Origin of the sequence: Clostridium gasigenes, assembly GCF_900104115.1 — a bacterium.
Taxonomy (GTDB): domain Bacteria; phylum Bacillota; class Clostridia; order Clostridiales; family Clostridiaceae; genus Clostridium; species Clostridium gasigenes.
The window spans coordinates 668,752-683,757 of the sequence record NZ_FNJM01000001.1 but is presented as its reverse complement, the minus strand read 5'-3'; the positions used below and the strand labels follow the sequence as shown (position 1 = coordinate 683,757).

At 30.3% G+C, this 15,006-nt stretch carries 28 protein-coding genes; all 28 read right to left on the bottom strand.

Annotation, left to right across the window (positions count from 1 at the left end; all coding sequences use genetic code 11):
• Positions 1 to 11: 11 nt before the first annotated feature.
• On the bottom strand, positions 12 to 1,061 hold the full coding sequence (locus BLS77_RS03325) for a nucleoid-associated protein (RefSeq protein WP_089966532.1): 1,050 nt from the start codon (positions 1,059 to 1,061) through the stop codon (positions 12 to 14).
• Positions 1,062 to 1,321: 260 nt separating this feature from the next.
• Positions 1,322 to 1,705 carry a hypothetical protein gene (locus BLS77_RS03320; RefSeq protein ID WP_089965842.1) on the bottom strand — a complete coding sequence of 128 codons (384 nt, stop codon included), beginning with the start codon at positions 1,703 to 1,705 and terminating at the stop codon, positions 1,322 to 1,324.
• Between the two features lie 38 nt (positions 1,706 to 1,743).
• Positions 1,744 to 1,962, bottom strand: coding sequence for a hypothetical protein (locus BLS77_RS03315; RefSeq protein WP_089965840.1), 219 nt, complete (start codon positions 1,960 to 1,962; stop codon positions 1,744 to 1,746).
• 5 nt (positions 1,963 to 1,967) lie between these two features.
• Positions 1,968 to 2,681, bottom strand: a complete 714-nt coding sequence (locus BLS77_RS03310) for a hypothetical protein (protein ID WP_089965838.1) — start codon at positions 2,679 to 2,681, stop codon at positions 1,968 to 1,970.
• A 29-nt stretch (positions 2,682 to 2,710) separates the two neighbouring features.
• Positions 2,711 to 3,406: a DNA methyltransferase gene (locus tag BLS77_RS03305; protein WP_089965836.1), complete on the bottom strand. Its 696-nt coding sequence runs from the start codon at positions 3,404 to 3,406 to the stop codon at positions 2,711 to 2,713.
• A gap of 52 nt (positions 3,407 to 3,458) precedes the next feature.
• Positions 3,459 to 3,680, bottom strand: a complete 222-nt coding sequence (locus BLS77_RS03300) for a hypothetical protein (RefSeq protein ID WP_089965834.1) — start codon at positions 3,678 to 3,680, stop codon at positions 3,459 to 3,461.
• Entirely contained in the window at positions 3,664 to 4,206 is a 543-nt protein-coding gene (locus BLS77_RS03295) for a hypothetical protein (protein WP_089965832.1), read from the bottom strand. Before BLS77_RS03295 ends, BLS77_RS03300 begins: the two co-directional genes overlap by 17 nt.
• Before the next feature lie 123 nt (positions 4,207 to 4,329).
• Complete coding sequence (locus BLS77_RS03290; RefSeq protein ID WP_089965831.1) at positions 4,330 to 4,539, bottom strand: hypothetical protein; 210 nt, start codon at positions 4,537 to 4,539, stop codon at positions 4,330 to 4,332.
• A 44-nt stretch (positions 4,540 to 4,583) separates the two neighbouring features.
• A complete protein-coding gene (locus tag BLS77_RS03285; RefSeq protein ID WP_089965828.1) occupies positions 4,584 to 4,796 on the bottom strand; it encodes a hypothetical protein in 213 nt (70 codons plus the stop codon).
• Positions 4,797 to 4,812: 16 nt separating this feature from the next.
• Entirely contained in the window at positions 4,813 to 5,160 is a 348-nt protein-coding gene (locus BLS77_RS03280) for a hypothetical protein (RefSeq protein WP_089965825.1), read from the bottom strand.
• Positions 5,150 to 5,647 carry a Holliday junction resolvase RecU gene (locus BLS77_RS03275; RefSeq protein ID WP_089965823.1) on the bottom strand — a complete coding sequence of 166 codons (498 nt, stop codon included), beginning with the start codon at positions 5,645 to 5,647 and terminating at the stop codon, positions 5,150 to 5,152. The genes BLS77_RS03280 and BLS77_RS03275 overlap by 11 nt, the downstream gene beginning before the upstream one ends.
• Complete coding sequence (locus BLS77_RS03270; protein WP_089965821.1) at positions 5,644 to 6,024, bottom strand: hypothetical protein; 381 nt, start codon at positions 6,022 to 6,024, stop codon at positions 5,644 to 5,646. The genes BLS77_RS03275 and BLS77_RS03270 overlap by 4 nt, the downstream gene beginning before the upstream one ends.
• A 12-nt stretch (positions 6,025 to 6,036) precedes the next feature.
• Entirely contained in the window at positions 6,037 to 6,735 is a 699-nt protein-coding gene (locus BLS77_RS19705) for a Rha family transcriptional regulator (RefSeq protein ID WP_175490751.1), read from the bottom strand.
• Positions 6,736 to 6,821: 86 nt separating this feature from the next.
• Entirely contained in the window at positions 6,822 to 7,058 is a 237-nt protein-coding gene (locus tag BLS77_RS03260; RefSeq protein WP_089965819.1) for an AbrB/MazE/SpoVT family DNA-binding domain-containing protein, read from the bottom strand.
• Positions 7,027 to 7,221, bottom strand: coding sequence for a hypothetical protein (locus BLS77_RS03255; RefSeq protein ID WP_089965817.1), 195 nt, complete (start codon positions 7,219 to 7,221; stop codon positions 7,027 to 7,029). Before BLS77_RS03255 ends, BLS77_RS03260 begins: the two co-directional genes overlap by 32 nt.
• Positions 7,222 to 7,253: 32 nt before the next feature.
• Complete coding sequence (locus BLS77_RS03250) at positions 7,254 to 8,408, bottom strand: hypothetical protein (RefSeq protein WP_089965814.1); 1,155 nt, start codon at positions 8,406 to 8,408, stop codon at positions 7,254 to 7,256.
• On the bottom strand, positions 8,405 to 8,575 hold the full coding sequence (locus BLS77_RS19700; protein ID WP_175490750.1) for a hypothetical protein: 171 nt from the start codon (positions 8,573 to 8,575) through the stop codon (positions 8,405 to 8,407). The genes BLS77_RS03250 and BLS77_RS19700 overlap by 4 nt, the downstream gene beginning before the upstream one ends.
• On the bottom strand, positions 8,576 to 8,887 hold the full coding sequence (locus tag BLS77_RS03245) for a hypothetical protein (RefSeq protein ID WP_089965812.1): 312 nt from the start codon (positions 8,885 to 8,887) through the stop codon (positions 8,576 to 8,578).
• 90 nt (positions 8,888 to 8,977) lie between these two features.
• Positions 8,978 to 9,286 carry a pyrophosphohydrolase domain-containing protein gene (locus BLS77_RS03240; RefSeq protein WP_089965810.1) on the bottom strand — a complete coding sequence of 103 codons (309 nt, stop codon included), beginning with the start codon at positions 9,284 to 9,286 and terminating at the stop codon, positions 8,978 to 8,980.
• Positions 9,255 to 9,452, bottom strand: coding sequence for a hypothetical protein (locus BLS77_RS03235; protein ID WP_089965808.1), 198 nt, complete (start codon positions 9,450 to 9,452; stop codon positions 9,255 to 9,257). Before BLS77_RS03235 ends, BLS77_RS03240 begins: the two co-directional genes overlap by 32 nt.
• A gap of 18 nt (positions 9,453 to 9,470) precedes the next feature.
• On the bottom strand, positions 9,471 to 10,229 hold the full coding sequence (locus BLS77_RS03230; protein WP_242873921.1) for a phage replisome organizer N-terminal domain-containing protein: 759 nt from the start codon (positions 10,227 to 10,229) through the stop codon (positions 9,471 to 9,473).
• Positions 10,230 to 10,307: 78 nt separating this feature from the next.
• Entirely contained in the window at positions 10,308 to 11,192 is an 885-nt protein-coding gene (locus tag BLS77_RS03225) for a recombinase RecT (protein ID WP_089965804.1), read from the bottom strand.
• Positions 11,193 to 11,229: 37 nt separating this feature from the next.
• Complete coding sequence (locus tag BLS77_RS03220) at positions 11,230 to 11,448, bottom strand: hypothetical protein (RefSeq protein ID WP_089965801.1); 219 nt, start codon at positions 11,446 to 11,448, stop codon at positions 11,230 to 11,232.
• Between the two features lie 11 nt (positions 11,449 to 11,459).
• Positions 11,460 to 12,557 (bottom strand): YqaJ viral recombinase family nuclease, encoded by a 1,098-nt coding sequence (locus tag BLS77_RS03215; protein WP_089965799.1) that lies wholly within the window; start codon positions 12,555 to 12,557, stop codon positions 11,460 to 11,462.
• A gap of 9 nt (positions 12,558 to 12,566) precedes the next feature.
• Positions 12,567 to 14,306, bottom strand: a complete 1,740-nt coding sequence (locus BLS77_RS03210) for an AAA family ATPase (RefSeq protein WP_089965797.1) — start codon at positions 14,304 to 14,306, stop codon at positions 12,567 to 12,569.
• A 122-nt stretch (positions 14,307 to 14,428) separates the two neighbouring features.
• Positions 14,429 to 14,578: a hypothetical protein gene (locus BLS77_RS19695; RefSeq protein ID WP_175490749.1), complete on the bottom strand. Its 150-nt coding sequence runs from the start codon at positions 14,576 to 14,578 to the stop codon at positions 14,429 to 14,431.
• Positions 14,579 to 14,580: 2 nt separating this feature from the next.
• Positions 14,581 to 14,754, bottom strand: a complete 174-nt coding sequence (locus BLS77_RS03205; protein WP_242873920.1) for a Com family DNA-binding transcriptional regulator — start codon at positions 14,752 to 14,754, stop codon at positions 14,581 to 14,583.
• Positions 14,755 to 14,794: 40 nt separating this feature from the next.
• Positions 14,795 to 14,992: a hypothetical protein gene (locus BLS77_RS03200; protein ID WP_089965790.1), complete on the bottom strand. Its 198-nt coding sequence runs from the start codon at positions 14,990 to 14,992 to the stop codon at positions 14,795 to 14,797.
• Positions 14,993 to 15,006: the final 14 nt, after the last annotated feature.

The window sequence follows — 15,006 nt, the reverse complement described above, 5'->3', positions numbered from 1 at the left end:
AATTCCTCTCTCTACTTTTCCATATAATTATTAATGTGTTTAATTACCATGTTGATACTACCATCACCATTCTTTTGTATTTCGAATCTTGTATTATCTTTGTATGCCTCTGAATTTATATAAAGATCTATATCCTTATCTATCTTTAATCTAACTCTTTTAAGTTTCTTTTCTACATAAGCCTTATCTATCTTTATTTCTTCCTCTAATCCATGACTTTTTATATAATTTGAGAAATCTTCTTTTACTTCTGGTTCAGACTTAAATAATTCATGTGCCAGTTCTTCTATATTTATATCATCTTTAGTCTCTAATTTTCCCTTTATTCTTGTCCTTATATTTTCTGCCTTAGCTGCATCTTCAACTATATTATTTCTTGTCCAATTCTCTGTAGCTGTCATAAATATTTTAGTTGCATCCCTAGGACTAGTTAATATAGAACATCCTAAAAAGTTGTTGTTAAAGTAATTAGCTCCATACTCTTCTTCTTTAGCCTTTATCTTATCTAATACCATTAAATCATACGCTTGTCCCTCTCTAATAGGTTTAATAAAGACTGCTTTCTGTATCTTTTGACCGTTACCAGGAAGACCTGCAGCTTGAGGTATTATTCCAATACCAATTTTATTATCAACAAAATCTACTTGGTGAGTAAAGTTTTTAACATAATCCATTTTTAATAAACCAACCATAGGGCCTTGATCCGTAACAATTGAAGCAACTATTAAATCACAAGATGGGATGCTAATGTTATTTTTCATTATTGCAAATAGTTGTCTTGATAGTTCCTTAGATATTCCTATAAAATCACTACTAGTCCCATTTAAATACTCTTGAACAACCTCTTTTACTATATTTCTTTCAGGATTAAATATTGCAAACCTTAACTCTTCATCTTTTAAACATTTTTCTATATGTCTATATAAGAAATTATACGTATCATCACTTAAATCAAGAGCATATTCATTTAGTATTGGTCCATCTCCATTTTGGTCCAACACATGAATTACCGCTTCTTGTATATTTATATCCGTTACATAATCTCCTGTATCTATAGCCATCTTTTGCTCTTTATATTTTACACCTCTGCAACTCTTAACCTTTGATTCTACTAACACATCTGTCACTCCTTCTCGATTCATTATATGACTTGCACTCATGATGATGAGTGCTCCTCCATTTCCTGTCTGCTTCCAACTTGCACCTCTTACAATAAGAGTGAAGCCTCTTCCCTTGTATCTTATAAAACTCTGTATCTTCTTTAGTAACATTACACATTAGACAAGTTTTCATTACTAACCCTCTATCCTTGAATTGTGAACTATAATTCAATTTGTTCTATATTTTTAATTGCATAGAAAGTAGGTTCATATTCATACTTTTTCATCCATTCAAACAACACTTCATTAAGCTTTTCTTCTAACTCTTGACTATGATTTTCAGTAACATCATATAAATAATCGTCTCCAACTTCGCAAATATCAGCTCTTGTATTTTCAGCTACATTTTCTAATATATTCTCAACATCTACGCCACTTGGGAAAACTTTTTCAATTTGACCTACTGAAAAATAGTCATTACGAAACTCTTCCTCTTGTCCTCTAATAGCTTCTTTTCGTCCCTCTGTTATAGCTTCCTCTTTTGTATTAAATTCCTCACCTTGCCACACTTCACTATCTGTAAGTGAATACATCCATTTATCCATAATAACGCCTCCTTAAATTTTACTGGTTCACACTCTATCTACATATGGCACCTTTCTTTATTCCTATCTATTTCTACTGTAATAGCTTTTAAAGCTCTTTGTTCTTCTTCTAATTCTTTTACTTCTGAATCTAAAGTATTGAAAACACCATCCCTATTAGCATTTATCCATTCTTCTTTTTCAACTACATTATCTCTTAATGCATGTTTTAAAATACATGCATTTTTGTAACTTATTCGAATTAAAATTTTACTCATTTTATTCACTCCTTATCAACCTTTTTAAACTCTATCACCCATACCCAAGGATTAGCCTCGAACCCATATTCTTTATATGCATCCTTTTTAACGGTAGTATTCCATAATATTTTGAAGGCTTCTAGCGGATTCCTAGGCATATCAAACCAATGAAACTGCTCTTCATTTACTGCGTATTTTATTACATTACCAGCTTTAGAATATTCTCTTATACCTTCTTTTAAACAATCGCTATCTTGTATTTCTTGTAACCTTTCTGCTCTTATACTTATTACTCTTAAAAATACCCTTGCGGCTTCTTTTGGCATATGAATACTTGGTCTCCATCTTTTTATATCAATGTCTACTATTGGATGTTTTTCTCCTAAATCATCAACTTTAAATATATATTTGCAATCTCCAATTTCAAGTTCTGAATCTTCTTTCAAGTCTTTTGAAGTATCACACCAAGTTTCTCTTACATAAAGAATATCCCCTACCTGGTAAGGTTTATTTATTTCTTCCATTGCAATTAAACTATGCCTAGTCCAGCCATTTTCTAATTTAACTGGTTCCGGAGCATCATTTTGCATATGAACTAATCTCTTTCCATACTTATTTTCAAAAAATCTAATATCTGCATTTGGGTATTTATTTTTTATTAATCTCCTTGTAACAATCTTTTTACCTTCTATAATTGCTTGTACCATTGCTGTATTAAATAATATTGGCTTTTCCAAACTAATCACTCCTTTCCTTGAATTGTGAACTATATCTCGTTGAACATATTTATTTGATTCATAACATCGCTTAATCTTTTACTGGCCAGATTATACATATCCTTATCTAATTCAAATCCTAAGAAGTCAAATCCTAACTCATAGCAAGCAATTAAACTTGATGCACTTCCTACATGAGTATCTAAAATCTTATTTCCTTGCTTTGCATAATTCATTAATATCCATTTGTAAAGGTTGACTGGCTTCTGTGTTGGATGTATTCTAACCTCATTTTTACTTTTATCACCTTGTTGTGTGTGTCCCTCACTTATAGACTTCCCTTGCATCATTCCATTCCACATATATCTAAACATCTTTGTTTTGTTATGCATACTGCAGTAAGCTACCTCGCAATCACTAAAGGAGCTTTCCCCATTAACCTTATCCCATATAATTAATCCAGGCCCAAGGTAATAGTCATAATAATTGCATCCCCATACAATTTGATTCTTTGATACTCTTAGCAACTCTTTAAAATAATCTTCTTCTGGTACATTCCAATTTTCTATTACTTCATAGTTACGTCTTTTTATATTTAACTTATTTACCGTTCTTCCATAATATTTTCTTTTATTTGGACCTTTGAAATAGGGTGGATCTACTATAGCTAAATCAAAGTACTTATCTGGTATTAACTTCATTCCTTCCATACAATCCATATTGTATATTTTATTTAATTCAATCATCCTTACCCTCCTTTGTTCTCACTTTATACAAAACCTTAACTAAATTAATTTTTTAAATAACTTTACTAAGATTTCTAACTACTTCTCTAAGTGCTTTATTTTCTTCTATATACCTGTCTTTTTGAAGTTCAATTTTATCTATATACTCTTTTAATTCACTCATCTGAGCTTGTAATTTTTCTTCTAAATCTATTGGTACCACAATTCCGCACATTCCACATTTATTATCAACTACCGCTGATTCTCCATCTGCACCTTCATGATTGCATTTCATGGTAATTTACCTCCATAATCATATATTCCCATCTTGCAATTTCTTCTATTATCTTTCCTCTTAACTCAAATGTAAGAGATCTGCTCTTATTAATTTGGGGATATATCTGTTCTATAGCTTTCTTTTCAGCATACTTTAATTTAATAAATGTTTTATACTCTTCTGAAAGCATTTCTATATTAGCTTTCATGCCCTCAGATGATCTTCTTATAGCTCTTAATTTCCCTTCTCTTTCTACTTCTTTATCTAGTATTAACTGCTGTTCTCTTTGAAGTATTTCTACTCTTTTAATCATTTGTTTTTCTACATAGCTTGTACTATCGCTACTACTCTGAACTTTTTCACTAAAGTCTGGTGACGATGATTGTTCCTCGATATTGAACCTGCTACTTCTTAAGGTTTCTTCAATTTCATCATATTGATTGTTCAAAATATTAATTTCTCTCTCGATAGTTTTAATGCTCTTCTGGTCTTCATAAAACTTATAAAGGTTTTTCTCTATTAATTTGAATTTTTCATCTTTCACTATAACTTCTCCTTTCAAAAGTGCCCTGTCTTATACCATTTATACTTTACTTTTATAATATTATGTAAAGTTTATCTTTTGTTCCTTAATATTATTCTCTTCGCTTAATTCAAGTATTGTGAACTATTCAAAATTATTTGCTATTACTTCTAAAGGAACTCCCATAAAAGTTCTTTCCGTTGGTATTTTTCCAGTAAATTTTATGAAATCTTCTTTTAATGCTTCAAACTCCTCACTTGTTATCTTCAATACACTTGGCTTTTCTCCAGTTACTCTCCCTATGGTTTTTACTGTATTGGATAATCTCGTATATAACTTATCAACATCAACCACTTAAAGTCCCTCCTATCTAATGAATAATAGCTACACTTTATTCATTATCTATTTACCAGATATTTTCTAGCTTCTTGAAGCTCATCTATAACAATATCTATACTTTCTACTGTGCCAAACCTTAAATTTATAGTAATATCATTTACTTTATTTTCAAGAATTACTTCTGCTTTATTATCACTTCGACTTACTGTTCCTATTTCAATATCATTCTTTCCAAGTTCTACATTAATTTGATTTATATCTATTTTTATCACTATCAATCACATCCCTTTATGAATTTAAATAGGTAGCTCTATCATATGCAATCAAGCTTCTTAAAGCCTCTATCTGACTTCTTTCATTTCTCAGCTTGTCCTTACATACTTCATATTCTATTATTGATATATCTCTGATATATCTTAGTTCTGATACCTCATCGTCACCTCTAGCCATATCCGATACCATACCTGCTGGGAAGTTATTTCCCCTGGTTTTTAAAGTTAATTCTTTCTTTGCTAGAGATCTTCTATAATCTCTTTCGCTTTGAGCCTTCTTGTAACCTCTTTTTCTTAATTCTTCAGTTAATGCTTCCAATATTAACTTACTTTTCTCTAACTGCTGCAACTTTCTAATTGTCACTTTCAACTACCTCCCGGAACAATAATTCTAAGTCGTATTTATATCTAACTCTCTTCTTAATCATTGGTATTTCTATACCGTTAGATTTAAACCATGCTTGAGGTATTGATCTACTGGTTGCTTTATCTATAAAGTATTTAACCAGCTTGGCTTCTACTGCATAACATTTTTCCTTATCTCTAAAACACACAATGAAATATGCTTTAATTTTATTGTGATTAATATTGCTTAATCCCTCTACTTGATTAGCTTTTATATTAGTAAATGGTAAGCTTGCACCTTTAGTATTCTTAAGCTCTAATAGAAACAGTTTGTCCCTAGCCATTACTTGGCAATCACAAATGTTCTTTGCTTGGAATCTAATGTTTTTATTTTCTATATCTTTGTTATAAGCAGCTGTCCCATCTTTAAATCTATAGTAAAAATGCTCCTTATTTACAGAACCTTTAAACTCTTCTTCAAAAACTTTTCCTATGTTTTTACTCATATATACAATCTACCTCCCATGCACTGCCTTATAATATCTTCAACTTTATAACCAACATCATCATCAATTATTATAGTTATCAATGATTTAACCAGCTTTCTAGCATCACTATTTGTTATCATAAGTATTTCTTTTATTTCCTCTTCTGAATAGCATTCCTTAAGGCTAAATAAATATCCTAATCTCTGTTGGAGATTCTTTTTATACTCAACATCTATTTCCCTAACCATATGAGGACTACTGTCGCCTCTATGATGCTTATAACATAATGTTATCTTATTATGAGGACAATTTATCATGGCTTTTTGTTGGCTCCTAAAAACAATATGATGCTCTTCCGGATGATGATGTCCACACTCTATGCACTGTTTGTCCATTCTTAATCTCCTTTAATTGTTAAATTGAATTTGACTATTCGCTCCAGTTATCATGTATCCCATTTCTTTAGATGGTTCCCATACATTTATATAATCTATTGCTTGTACAAAATCTTTTTTCGCAGTATTTTTATAGCTACTTACTTTAAATATTTGCTTATACCTATTCCACAAGTTAGAGAATACTTTTTTACTTAACTCTTTATAAGCCGGGCTTTCTTTACCACCTAAGACTTTTACTAGCCTTGCTCTTGCATATCTGTGTAGTTGCTCTTGTTGTGCATAATCAATAGTCATAGTATTCTCTAACTTTTCAACTCTGATATCAATTCCTTCTAATGCTTCGAATTGTAGCTTCATAATTTCCATTGGGGATAGTTGTTTAACTTCCTTAAGTTTATTTTCCATTTCCTCAAATTGAGTTACATATTCAGCGGTGAATAAAACTCCTTTTTCTCCAGTCATTTTATTTGCCACCATGTCGCACCCTTTTCTTGTTAATAAATAACAAGGCAATTCTTTATTTTGAGAAGTTATATAAGTGCTTTCTATAAAGAAATTGGTAAGCCCAAAATTGGACTGTCCTAAAATTTCTTGATACCCCTTTATATCTCTCATTAAATGCTTGTGTTCTTTTTCTACCATTGTTGCTACTTCTCTACTATCCACCATTAAGTGTCCCTCTTTATTGACAATTGTTAAGTTATTCATTTTTACCACTCCTATCATTTGATTTTCATATGATAATAGCACTTTATAACAATAGCCATTTCAATCACTATTCTCATATTATTCAGTTACTTTAAATCACTTTTGCACTTCTTACAGATTCTCTTTCCTTTAAATTCTGTTATGTCATTTGATTCACCGCAAAATATACATGCTGGCTCATATTTCTTTAAAACAATCATTTCACCATCCATATAAATTTCTAAAGGATCTTGTATATCTATACTCAAAACCTTTCTAAGTTCCTTTGGTATGCATAATCTTCCTAAATCATCAATTTTTCTTACTATTCCTGTATTTCTCATTTTTGCTTCCCTCCATCATTTTTTTAAACCAGCTTTTATCACCAGTTATTTTTGTTACTGTTGCCATTAATATAGTTTGTAATACTATTGCTCCTACTAAAGCTAGTCCATTTACATCTATCATTTTTTTTATGAACTTTATAGTTAACTCTATATACTCCATCTTCTCTCCCTATTTATACCTTTGAATTTAATCTACTTATTTTCCAATAAATAATCACACCATTTATTAAAGCCTTTTAATATAGGTTTAACATTAGAACCATCTGCCCATCCAGCAAATCCTATAAAACAATTTTTATTAAAACTTATGCACTCTCTTTTTTTAAAATAATGTGAATCAACATATAGAAACGCATGTTGTATCTTTTTACTACTTGTACACCTAGTTCTTATCTTTGTACTAATCCTCATAGTATCCATAGACTCACCATTGTTAGCACCTTCTTCTATTTCAACTCCTACTAATTCATGTAATTTTTCAATATCTTTTCTTGTTATATCTTTATAAACAAAATTATTATCAAACTTTTTTCTAGCTGCTGTTCTACTTGTCTCATATGCTTGTTTTTTATTCTTTTGAATACGCCTATTCTTAAACGCTTCTCCACTTGCATCAAATAAACTAAAACAAGCCTCATTAGTATATTCTGTATCATTTAGTATTACCCACCACATATTATTAATATTGTGATAGACTTTTCCACGTTTTAATCTACCTCTATAATCTCTAAAATATTTAGTTTCACCATTGTATATTATCTTTTTGTCTCTATCCTTATTGTTATAATTATCTTCACAAGTGGCTCCATCAAAATCTCTTAAATTGAAATTCATATTTTCTTGAGGATGGTGCCAGCTTTTAACAAAATAATTCTTTATTTTTTCTTCTGAATTCTTATAATCAGCATCTGTACTGCAAACTACCTCTGGAACAATGCTTTTAATAAATTCACCCATTTTTTTAGTTTCATTAATCCACAGTAATCTTACTAGATATGGAGCTTTCTTAAACTTATCAAAATCATATTGACCACCATTTTTATTTTCTGTATTGATATTTTGATAAAATTTTATTGAGAAACCTCTTGGATACCTATTACATTCAAATTCTAAGTTTTCTTTTTTACCCTTCCAATAGTCTTTGCTAATACAATTATAGTTTTCTTCCATTCTTGGATCTCTTCCTACTTCAAATCCTCTTGATTTCATGAAGTTTAATGTTCTGTGTAATATTTGATAATGTGACCAGTTATCTCCGTCCTCCCACCTGTCATGTTTTTCCTCTGTATCATTTACAAAACTAAAACTAAATGAGCTCTTATTTATACTAAACAAATATCCCTTCATAATTCCCCTCCATCTAATCTATCCTTAATAACCTTAGCTGCATCTTCTTCACCGTCATATTCTAAATTTCCAGCTATCATTATTGCATACGCCTTAACTTTTCTTATGTCTCCCTCTAATGCTCCTTCAATAATCATCGCTACTGATTCAACACTAATTTCAACCATTTATATAGCCTTACTATTTCTTTCAGCTTCTTCTAATAATTTCGGTAAATTTTTAGCATAATTACTTACTTCTCTTCTTCTTCTTTCATTACCTAATCTATCTAATCCCTGTTTAACTATATTTAATGTTTCTATTTCTTCATAAATATCCTTTGATAATTTAAAGGATTCTTTCGCTTCATCTATTGACTTGTTATCTTTTCTAATCAATAAATATAATCTTTCTTCCTTACCTGCTATCATTTTCTCCAAGCTATGCTTAAATATTAAAGCCTGTCTAAAATTTATATCTAAAGTTATTTCACTCTTCATAATTAATCTCCCCTTATTTTTAATACTTGTCTCATTGTCCAAGCTATGCCTGTACTTATGGACATCCTTGCTTGTACTTGTAAACAAGCCTTACTTGTCCCAAAATATCCTTATTATTTCAGAATGTGTCCAACCTCTCTTTACTAATTTTCTGTTATGTCTCTTCCCTAATTGTTCTAAATCTAAATTTTCTTTCTCTAGCAAAGCCATAATTCTAATAATCATCTGTTGAACATCAAAAGCTTCTTCTGATATATGAGGTCTATCACCCTCTTTAATAGCTTCTTGTAATTCAAGGTATTCTTCTTTAAGTTTATTGCTTATTTTCTCCCAGGAGTCATTCTGATTGCTCTCACCTGTTATCTTGTTATTCTTTAATATCATTAATTTCAATTTCATTTAGAATCCCCTCACTAATAGCTATTACGATTACTGATCTTATTGCATTTTTAGCACTAGTTCCTTCTTCATACTTTTTAACTGCCAAATTACTTAGTTCTAGTGCTCTTACCAGCATAGTTTCATTGTCTAATGAACTGCATAACTTATTTATATCTAAACCCAATCACCGTACCTCCGACTTTTAATCTTCATCCTTATCCCAGCCTAATAATTTTTTCTCTATAGCATCATGGTCATAATCTCTGCTAGAGCAACCATCTACAAAAGTATTTCCTGTATGACCTTTAGGTTTATCCCAATCATTGCTTATAGCTGCTATTAATGCTCCAACCCTATTCCTAACAGATTTCATTTTTTTAACTATCTCCCACTTTTCAACAACAACATCAACAGGAACAACATTTTCTTTACAGTATTTAACAATCGACTTAACTTCTTCTTTGGTTAGTTCACTTAGTACATTTGTAACATTATGCTGTTGTTGTATCTCTAGCTCTGTCTCTAACTCTGTCTCTGTCTCTGTCTCTGTCTCTGGTGTACGTTTGTCGTACATTTGTACAAAGTTAGGACTAGCCTCATCTGACAAGCATTTCTTTTTATTATCTATTTTGTTTCTATATTCTCGGATTCTATCTGCTTCTGTACTTGATTGACCTATAAAGTTTTGTATATTCATCATATAAATAGAACCATCATCAAGCATTTCTATAAGTTTCATTTGTTCTAAAACTTGTATTCCGCTTCTAACAATATCTATATTCATATTTGTTATTGTAGATATCATTTCTACACTATATGGTATAAAATCATTAAATCTTAATTCACCTTCTCTTTTAAGTGATTTAAGGTAAAGTTTTAATAATAAGTTTGAATAATACATTCCATTAGGCATTGCTTCCATTATTCTTACTTCTTCACTTTCAAAAAAATTTTCGTTCAATTTTAGATAATAGTACTTCTTGTTGTCCGACATACTTATTCACCTCAGTTTATTTTGGGGGATAAATCCCCCAATTTTTTATTCAGTTGCAAATGGTGAACCTTCATATATATCTTCTTGATTCTCTGTATAATTTGTATCTATTACTACATCAGCATTTTCTATTGGTTCTGTATCTACATCTACGTAATTAAAATTGCTTATTTTCTCTTCTTTAGCTTCAGACTTATAATCTGTATCTAACGCTTTTGCCATTTCAACTGACTTAGGTGCAAACTTCAAAACATCTATTAAAACTGTTTTCTTGGCCATACTATCAAAATTCTTAAACCAAACTGAACTTTGATTAACTTTGCCTTGATATAGATACGTTTTAGAGAAATCTTTTGCATGTTGTTCTACTCTTTCACGGGACCATACAACAAAATCATATCCACCATTTTTTAATTTATATACTGCATAATAATGAGTTATTTTATCTACTGGAACATCTGCTGGCTTATGAATTAAGTTCTTATGAAGTCCATATTCATATTCAAACTTATCGCCTTCTCTAACTTCATGAGCATATATAGCTTCATAATCACCAGTGTTGAAAGCCATTTTTAATACACCTTTATACCCCACTTGAAAGTTTATTTCTACTATTCCTTTTTTCTTGTTGTTATAAGGTATTACATATGCTTCACCAAGCACGGTATTAGGTTCTAATCCACATTGAGCTGATTGCATTAATGCACTTAGAAAACTTGTTGTATCTGCTTGCCAGAATGTAGGATTACCGTTATATAAACTAAGTGCTATTCTTGAGAACCTTTCAGGTGTCATTGCCTTTCCTACCGCTTTTTTTATCTCTGGCAACATTTTTTCTAAAGCATTACTCATTTTCTTTTGAGGTGTTATTTGCACCTTAGGTTTTTCTGCTTGTTTATTGGCTACTAAGCCACCATTTACATTTGCCATTTATATCTCCTCCAATTAATGATGATATATATTACTTTCACCCATTTATAAGTGCCTCTATTTTTTCTTTAAATTCTTCAAAATAACAATAGGTACTTATACACGTTCCATCTATAAAATAATTTCTTATATTTATTACTTCTTTATCATTGATGTTTTTTTGCTTAATAATTATTGAGTTATCAAGCGATATATACTGTGTATTTTCAGAATCTAAAATGTCTTTAACTTCCTTCATTTCAGCTAATTGTTCCATAATCAGCCCTCCTATTTTGCCTTATTAACTCTGAATGTAACTATTTCTGTTTTACTTTTTAAAATAGCTGCATAAGTTTGTGGCCACTTTTCCTTTAATAACTTATTATCTACACTTTCTCTAAATGAAACGCTTCTACTTGCTTTATATAACCCATCTGTAGCTTTATTTGCATTGCCCATTTCCAAGTAAACCTCTTGTTTGATTTTTTCTTTTTCTTTTTTAAGAGCCTTTTCTTCTTCTCCAATTTCTAAATATCTAGTTAACTTATCATTATTTATGTTAACCTCATCATTAGTGATTGATTGTTTAGCTAATATCTCCTTAGTTTCACACTCTAATCCACTTGGCATTGGTGGAATTTCTTTTAAAACATTATTCTCCCAAAAGTCTTTCCCTATTTGTCTTAATGCTTTAATATCGTCTTCACATCTTGCTACCACTTTCCACTTTATTTCTTTACCTAACATATAGATCATTAAGAAGTAATTTAATCCTGTAACTCCCATATAATGTTGAACCTGTGTATAATAACTATCTGGAATTTCTTCACCGGCCCACATCTTCTTTAAAAACTCAGAACCAGTTTTAATTTCTAATCCAAAGATTTCGCTTTTAGGAATATAGTTAACCTCTCCAGTATCTCTATTTTCTTGATATATATAATCCTCTTCCATTACTCCAATTCCATCAATATTAGCTGATAAGAAGTTTAATTCTTTATCAATCATCATGTACGGATACTCATAATTGGTTAATGTTATTCCTGTTTCTTTTTTAAAATCTTCTATGGTCCATTCTCTTATTAAAGGTTCTAACCTATTACCGAATTGAGTATGAACATTACCTTTAAATTTTTCTGATAAACCTAACTTTTCATTAAATACTGTAAGAGCCGAACCATATTTACTAAACCCTGCTATGGCTCCTATTTCACTTCCACCAATTGTAGTCGACCTTTGATTATGCCATTGTTCTCTATCCTCTGTATCTTCCCTAGTATCAAATACTATTGTTGCAGTTTGTTTAAATAGTTCCTTACTTTCTATAACCTTAACTGGACCTTCTCCAGTTAATAAAGTTCCTATTCCATCTAAGTTAATAATCATTCAATCCACCTACCCTATCTTTTCTATTTCTATCTCACCACTTTCAGTCTTAGCAACTTCTGTAACAAAATATTGATATTCATCAGCTTCCATTTCTATTAAAAGTTCATCTTGTGAATCCTTATCTAGTGATTCAAAACGGTCCATACATATAACTTTTAATTCGCCGCAACTAGCTTTGGCAACCCTCATTGCAAGTTCAAGTTTTTCTCCATCAGATAAATTGTCAATTAACATTCCACCTATTCTTACATTTCCTTCTACATCTACGCTTATACCTTTAATTGGCATCTTAGCTGTTTTAAGAAGTTCTTGTGGTAATGACCTAGCTTTATCTATCTTAGTAGTTAACTCGTTAGAGTAAGCCTCTTTGCCCGCTAATATCCCATCTCTAATTTCTGCTATTCTATCCCAATCTTTTAAATATCCAACCATTTCTACTACTAATTCAGCTTCTTTCTGCAATGGTTCTATTAATACTTCTTCATTTTGTTCTAAATAATCAAAAGTTTTGCCTATTCTTATTTGCTCTTTTTCTATTTCGGCTTTCTTATTTTCTTCTGCTGCTAAAATCTCTGATTGTTTTTTACTATCTAAAGTCAACAATTCCTGTTCTTTAATCAGTATTTTATTTTCTTGTATTGCCATAAAATCTGTTTGATTTTCCTTTTCTATTAAGTTATCTTTAACAATATTTTCAAACTCATTTTTTTTACTATCCTCAGCTAGTTCTAATTGGATATTATGTTTTTCTAATAACATAGTCTTATTCTTTTCAAACTCAATTTCTAATGTTCTAAGACTATTGCTATAGTTGTTTTTTTCATTAACAATTTCTTCTCTATATTTACTATCTACAGATTGTTTTTTATTCTCTAAAATTTCATCTGACCTATTTAAAAATTCTTTTGATCTCTCTATTTTTGATTTTGAAAGTTCTATAATATCTTTAATATCTTCATTTTCTGATTTATATTTAAGAGTTATTTTAGCTTTAGTAGCATCGCAATTAGCTTTAATAGCTGATATCTTAGAGTCAAAGTTTTCTTGTATTGACTTAGCATTAACTATCCATTTGTTAATTTCTTGTGCTTCACTGACCTTTTTATAATATTCTTGGATATTCTTGCTTCTCCACTCTTCTCCATCATATTCAGCAGGTAATTCTTCATATAAGGCATCAATCCTAGCCTTTAACTCCTTAACCTCCCTATTGACTTCCTCTCTCGCTTTATAGTATTTTAGTTCTATATTCTTAAGAATGATTAGAATATGTTGTGAGTAGTCGATATCGTCCACAAGGTCTCCAAACCAGTTAATGATATCCTGCTCACTCCAACCAATTTCAAGCATACTTAAAAGTGATTTAGTTTGTTCTTTTACCGAAAGGTTTACCCAATCAATAGGTCTAAATATATCTCCATTTACTAAACTTCTTAGAAACTTTTCAGTACTCGGCACTCCTTCATCGACTTTCCTTACTTTTAAATAATCAGATCTCTCAGTTCTTATTTTTCTATCTATTTCTAATCCATCGTCAAGCTCCACATATATAGTAGCTTCATCAAATCCATGTTTAACTACTTCTGTCCTTCTGTTCTTATTAGTAAAGCCCTTTTCAATAGCTTCCAGTACACTTGATTTACCTTTCCCTTTAGGCCCTCTAAAAATATTAATCTTACTAGTTTCTAATTCCTGTTCATCAATTCCTAAGAAATTAGAAATCTTTAAAAAACTTATCTTAGACATTAAAATTCCTCCTTATTTTCATTTTCACCTTAGCCCAGCAACTGGTGTTTTATTTGGCTGGCTCAACTATTAATTACTTATGTTAAGTTTTTTATTAAGGCTTAAAGCCCCTCCATCCTAAGTTACTTTTTTTCTAAACTATCATAGTATCTAATCATTCCATCTATTTCTTTTTGAGTGCAATTCTTCAATGCAAAGTCAGTTAATTTATCAATTAATATAGCTTTAATTTCTGTCATATCTTCTGGATAATTCACCTTCATCTTTATCATTTTTAATCACCCTTTAATTTTCTCTTTGTGAATTTTATTCCAATGTATTCATTACTTGTTAAATTTGTTACAATTAATTCTGAACACCTAGGACATTTAATTTCTAATGATACATAACCTATAACCTTATACTTTATAATTAACTTGTTACAATTTGGACACCTAAAAACTTTCATATTAATTACCTCCGTTTTCATGCCCTCACTCCCCTTAAAATTACTTTTTATTTAAAATTGAATCTCTTTTCTTTCTTAATACATCTATTTCTTCTAAACACTTTTCAACTAATTTAAAATAACGTTCAGATTCTTCAGCTTCACCAGTAAATGATGCAATTCTATACTTAGTCATATACTCTGAACACTTTAGTGCTACTTTTGTGTGCTCTAAAATAATCTTATTAATATCTTCCATAAAGTTATTTCCCC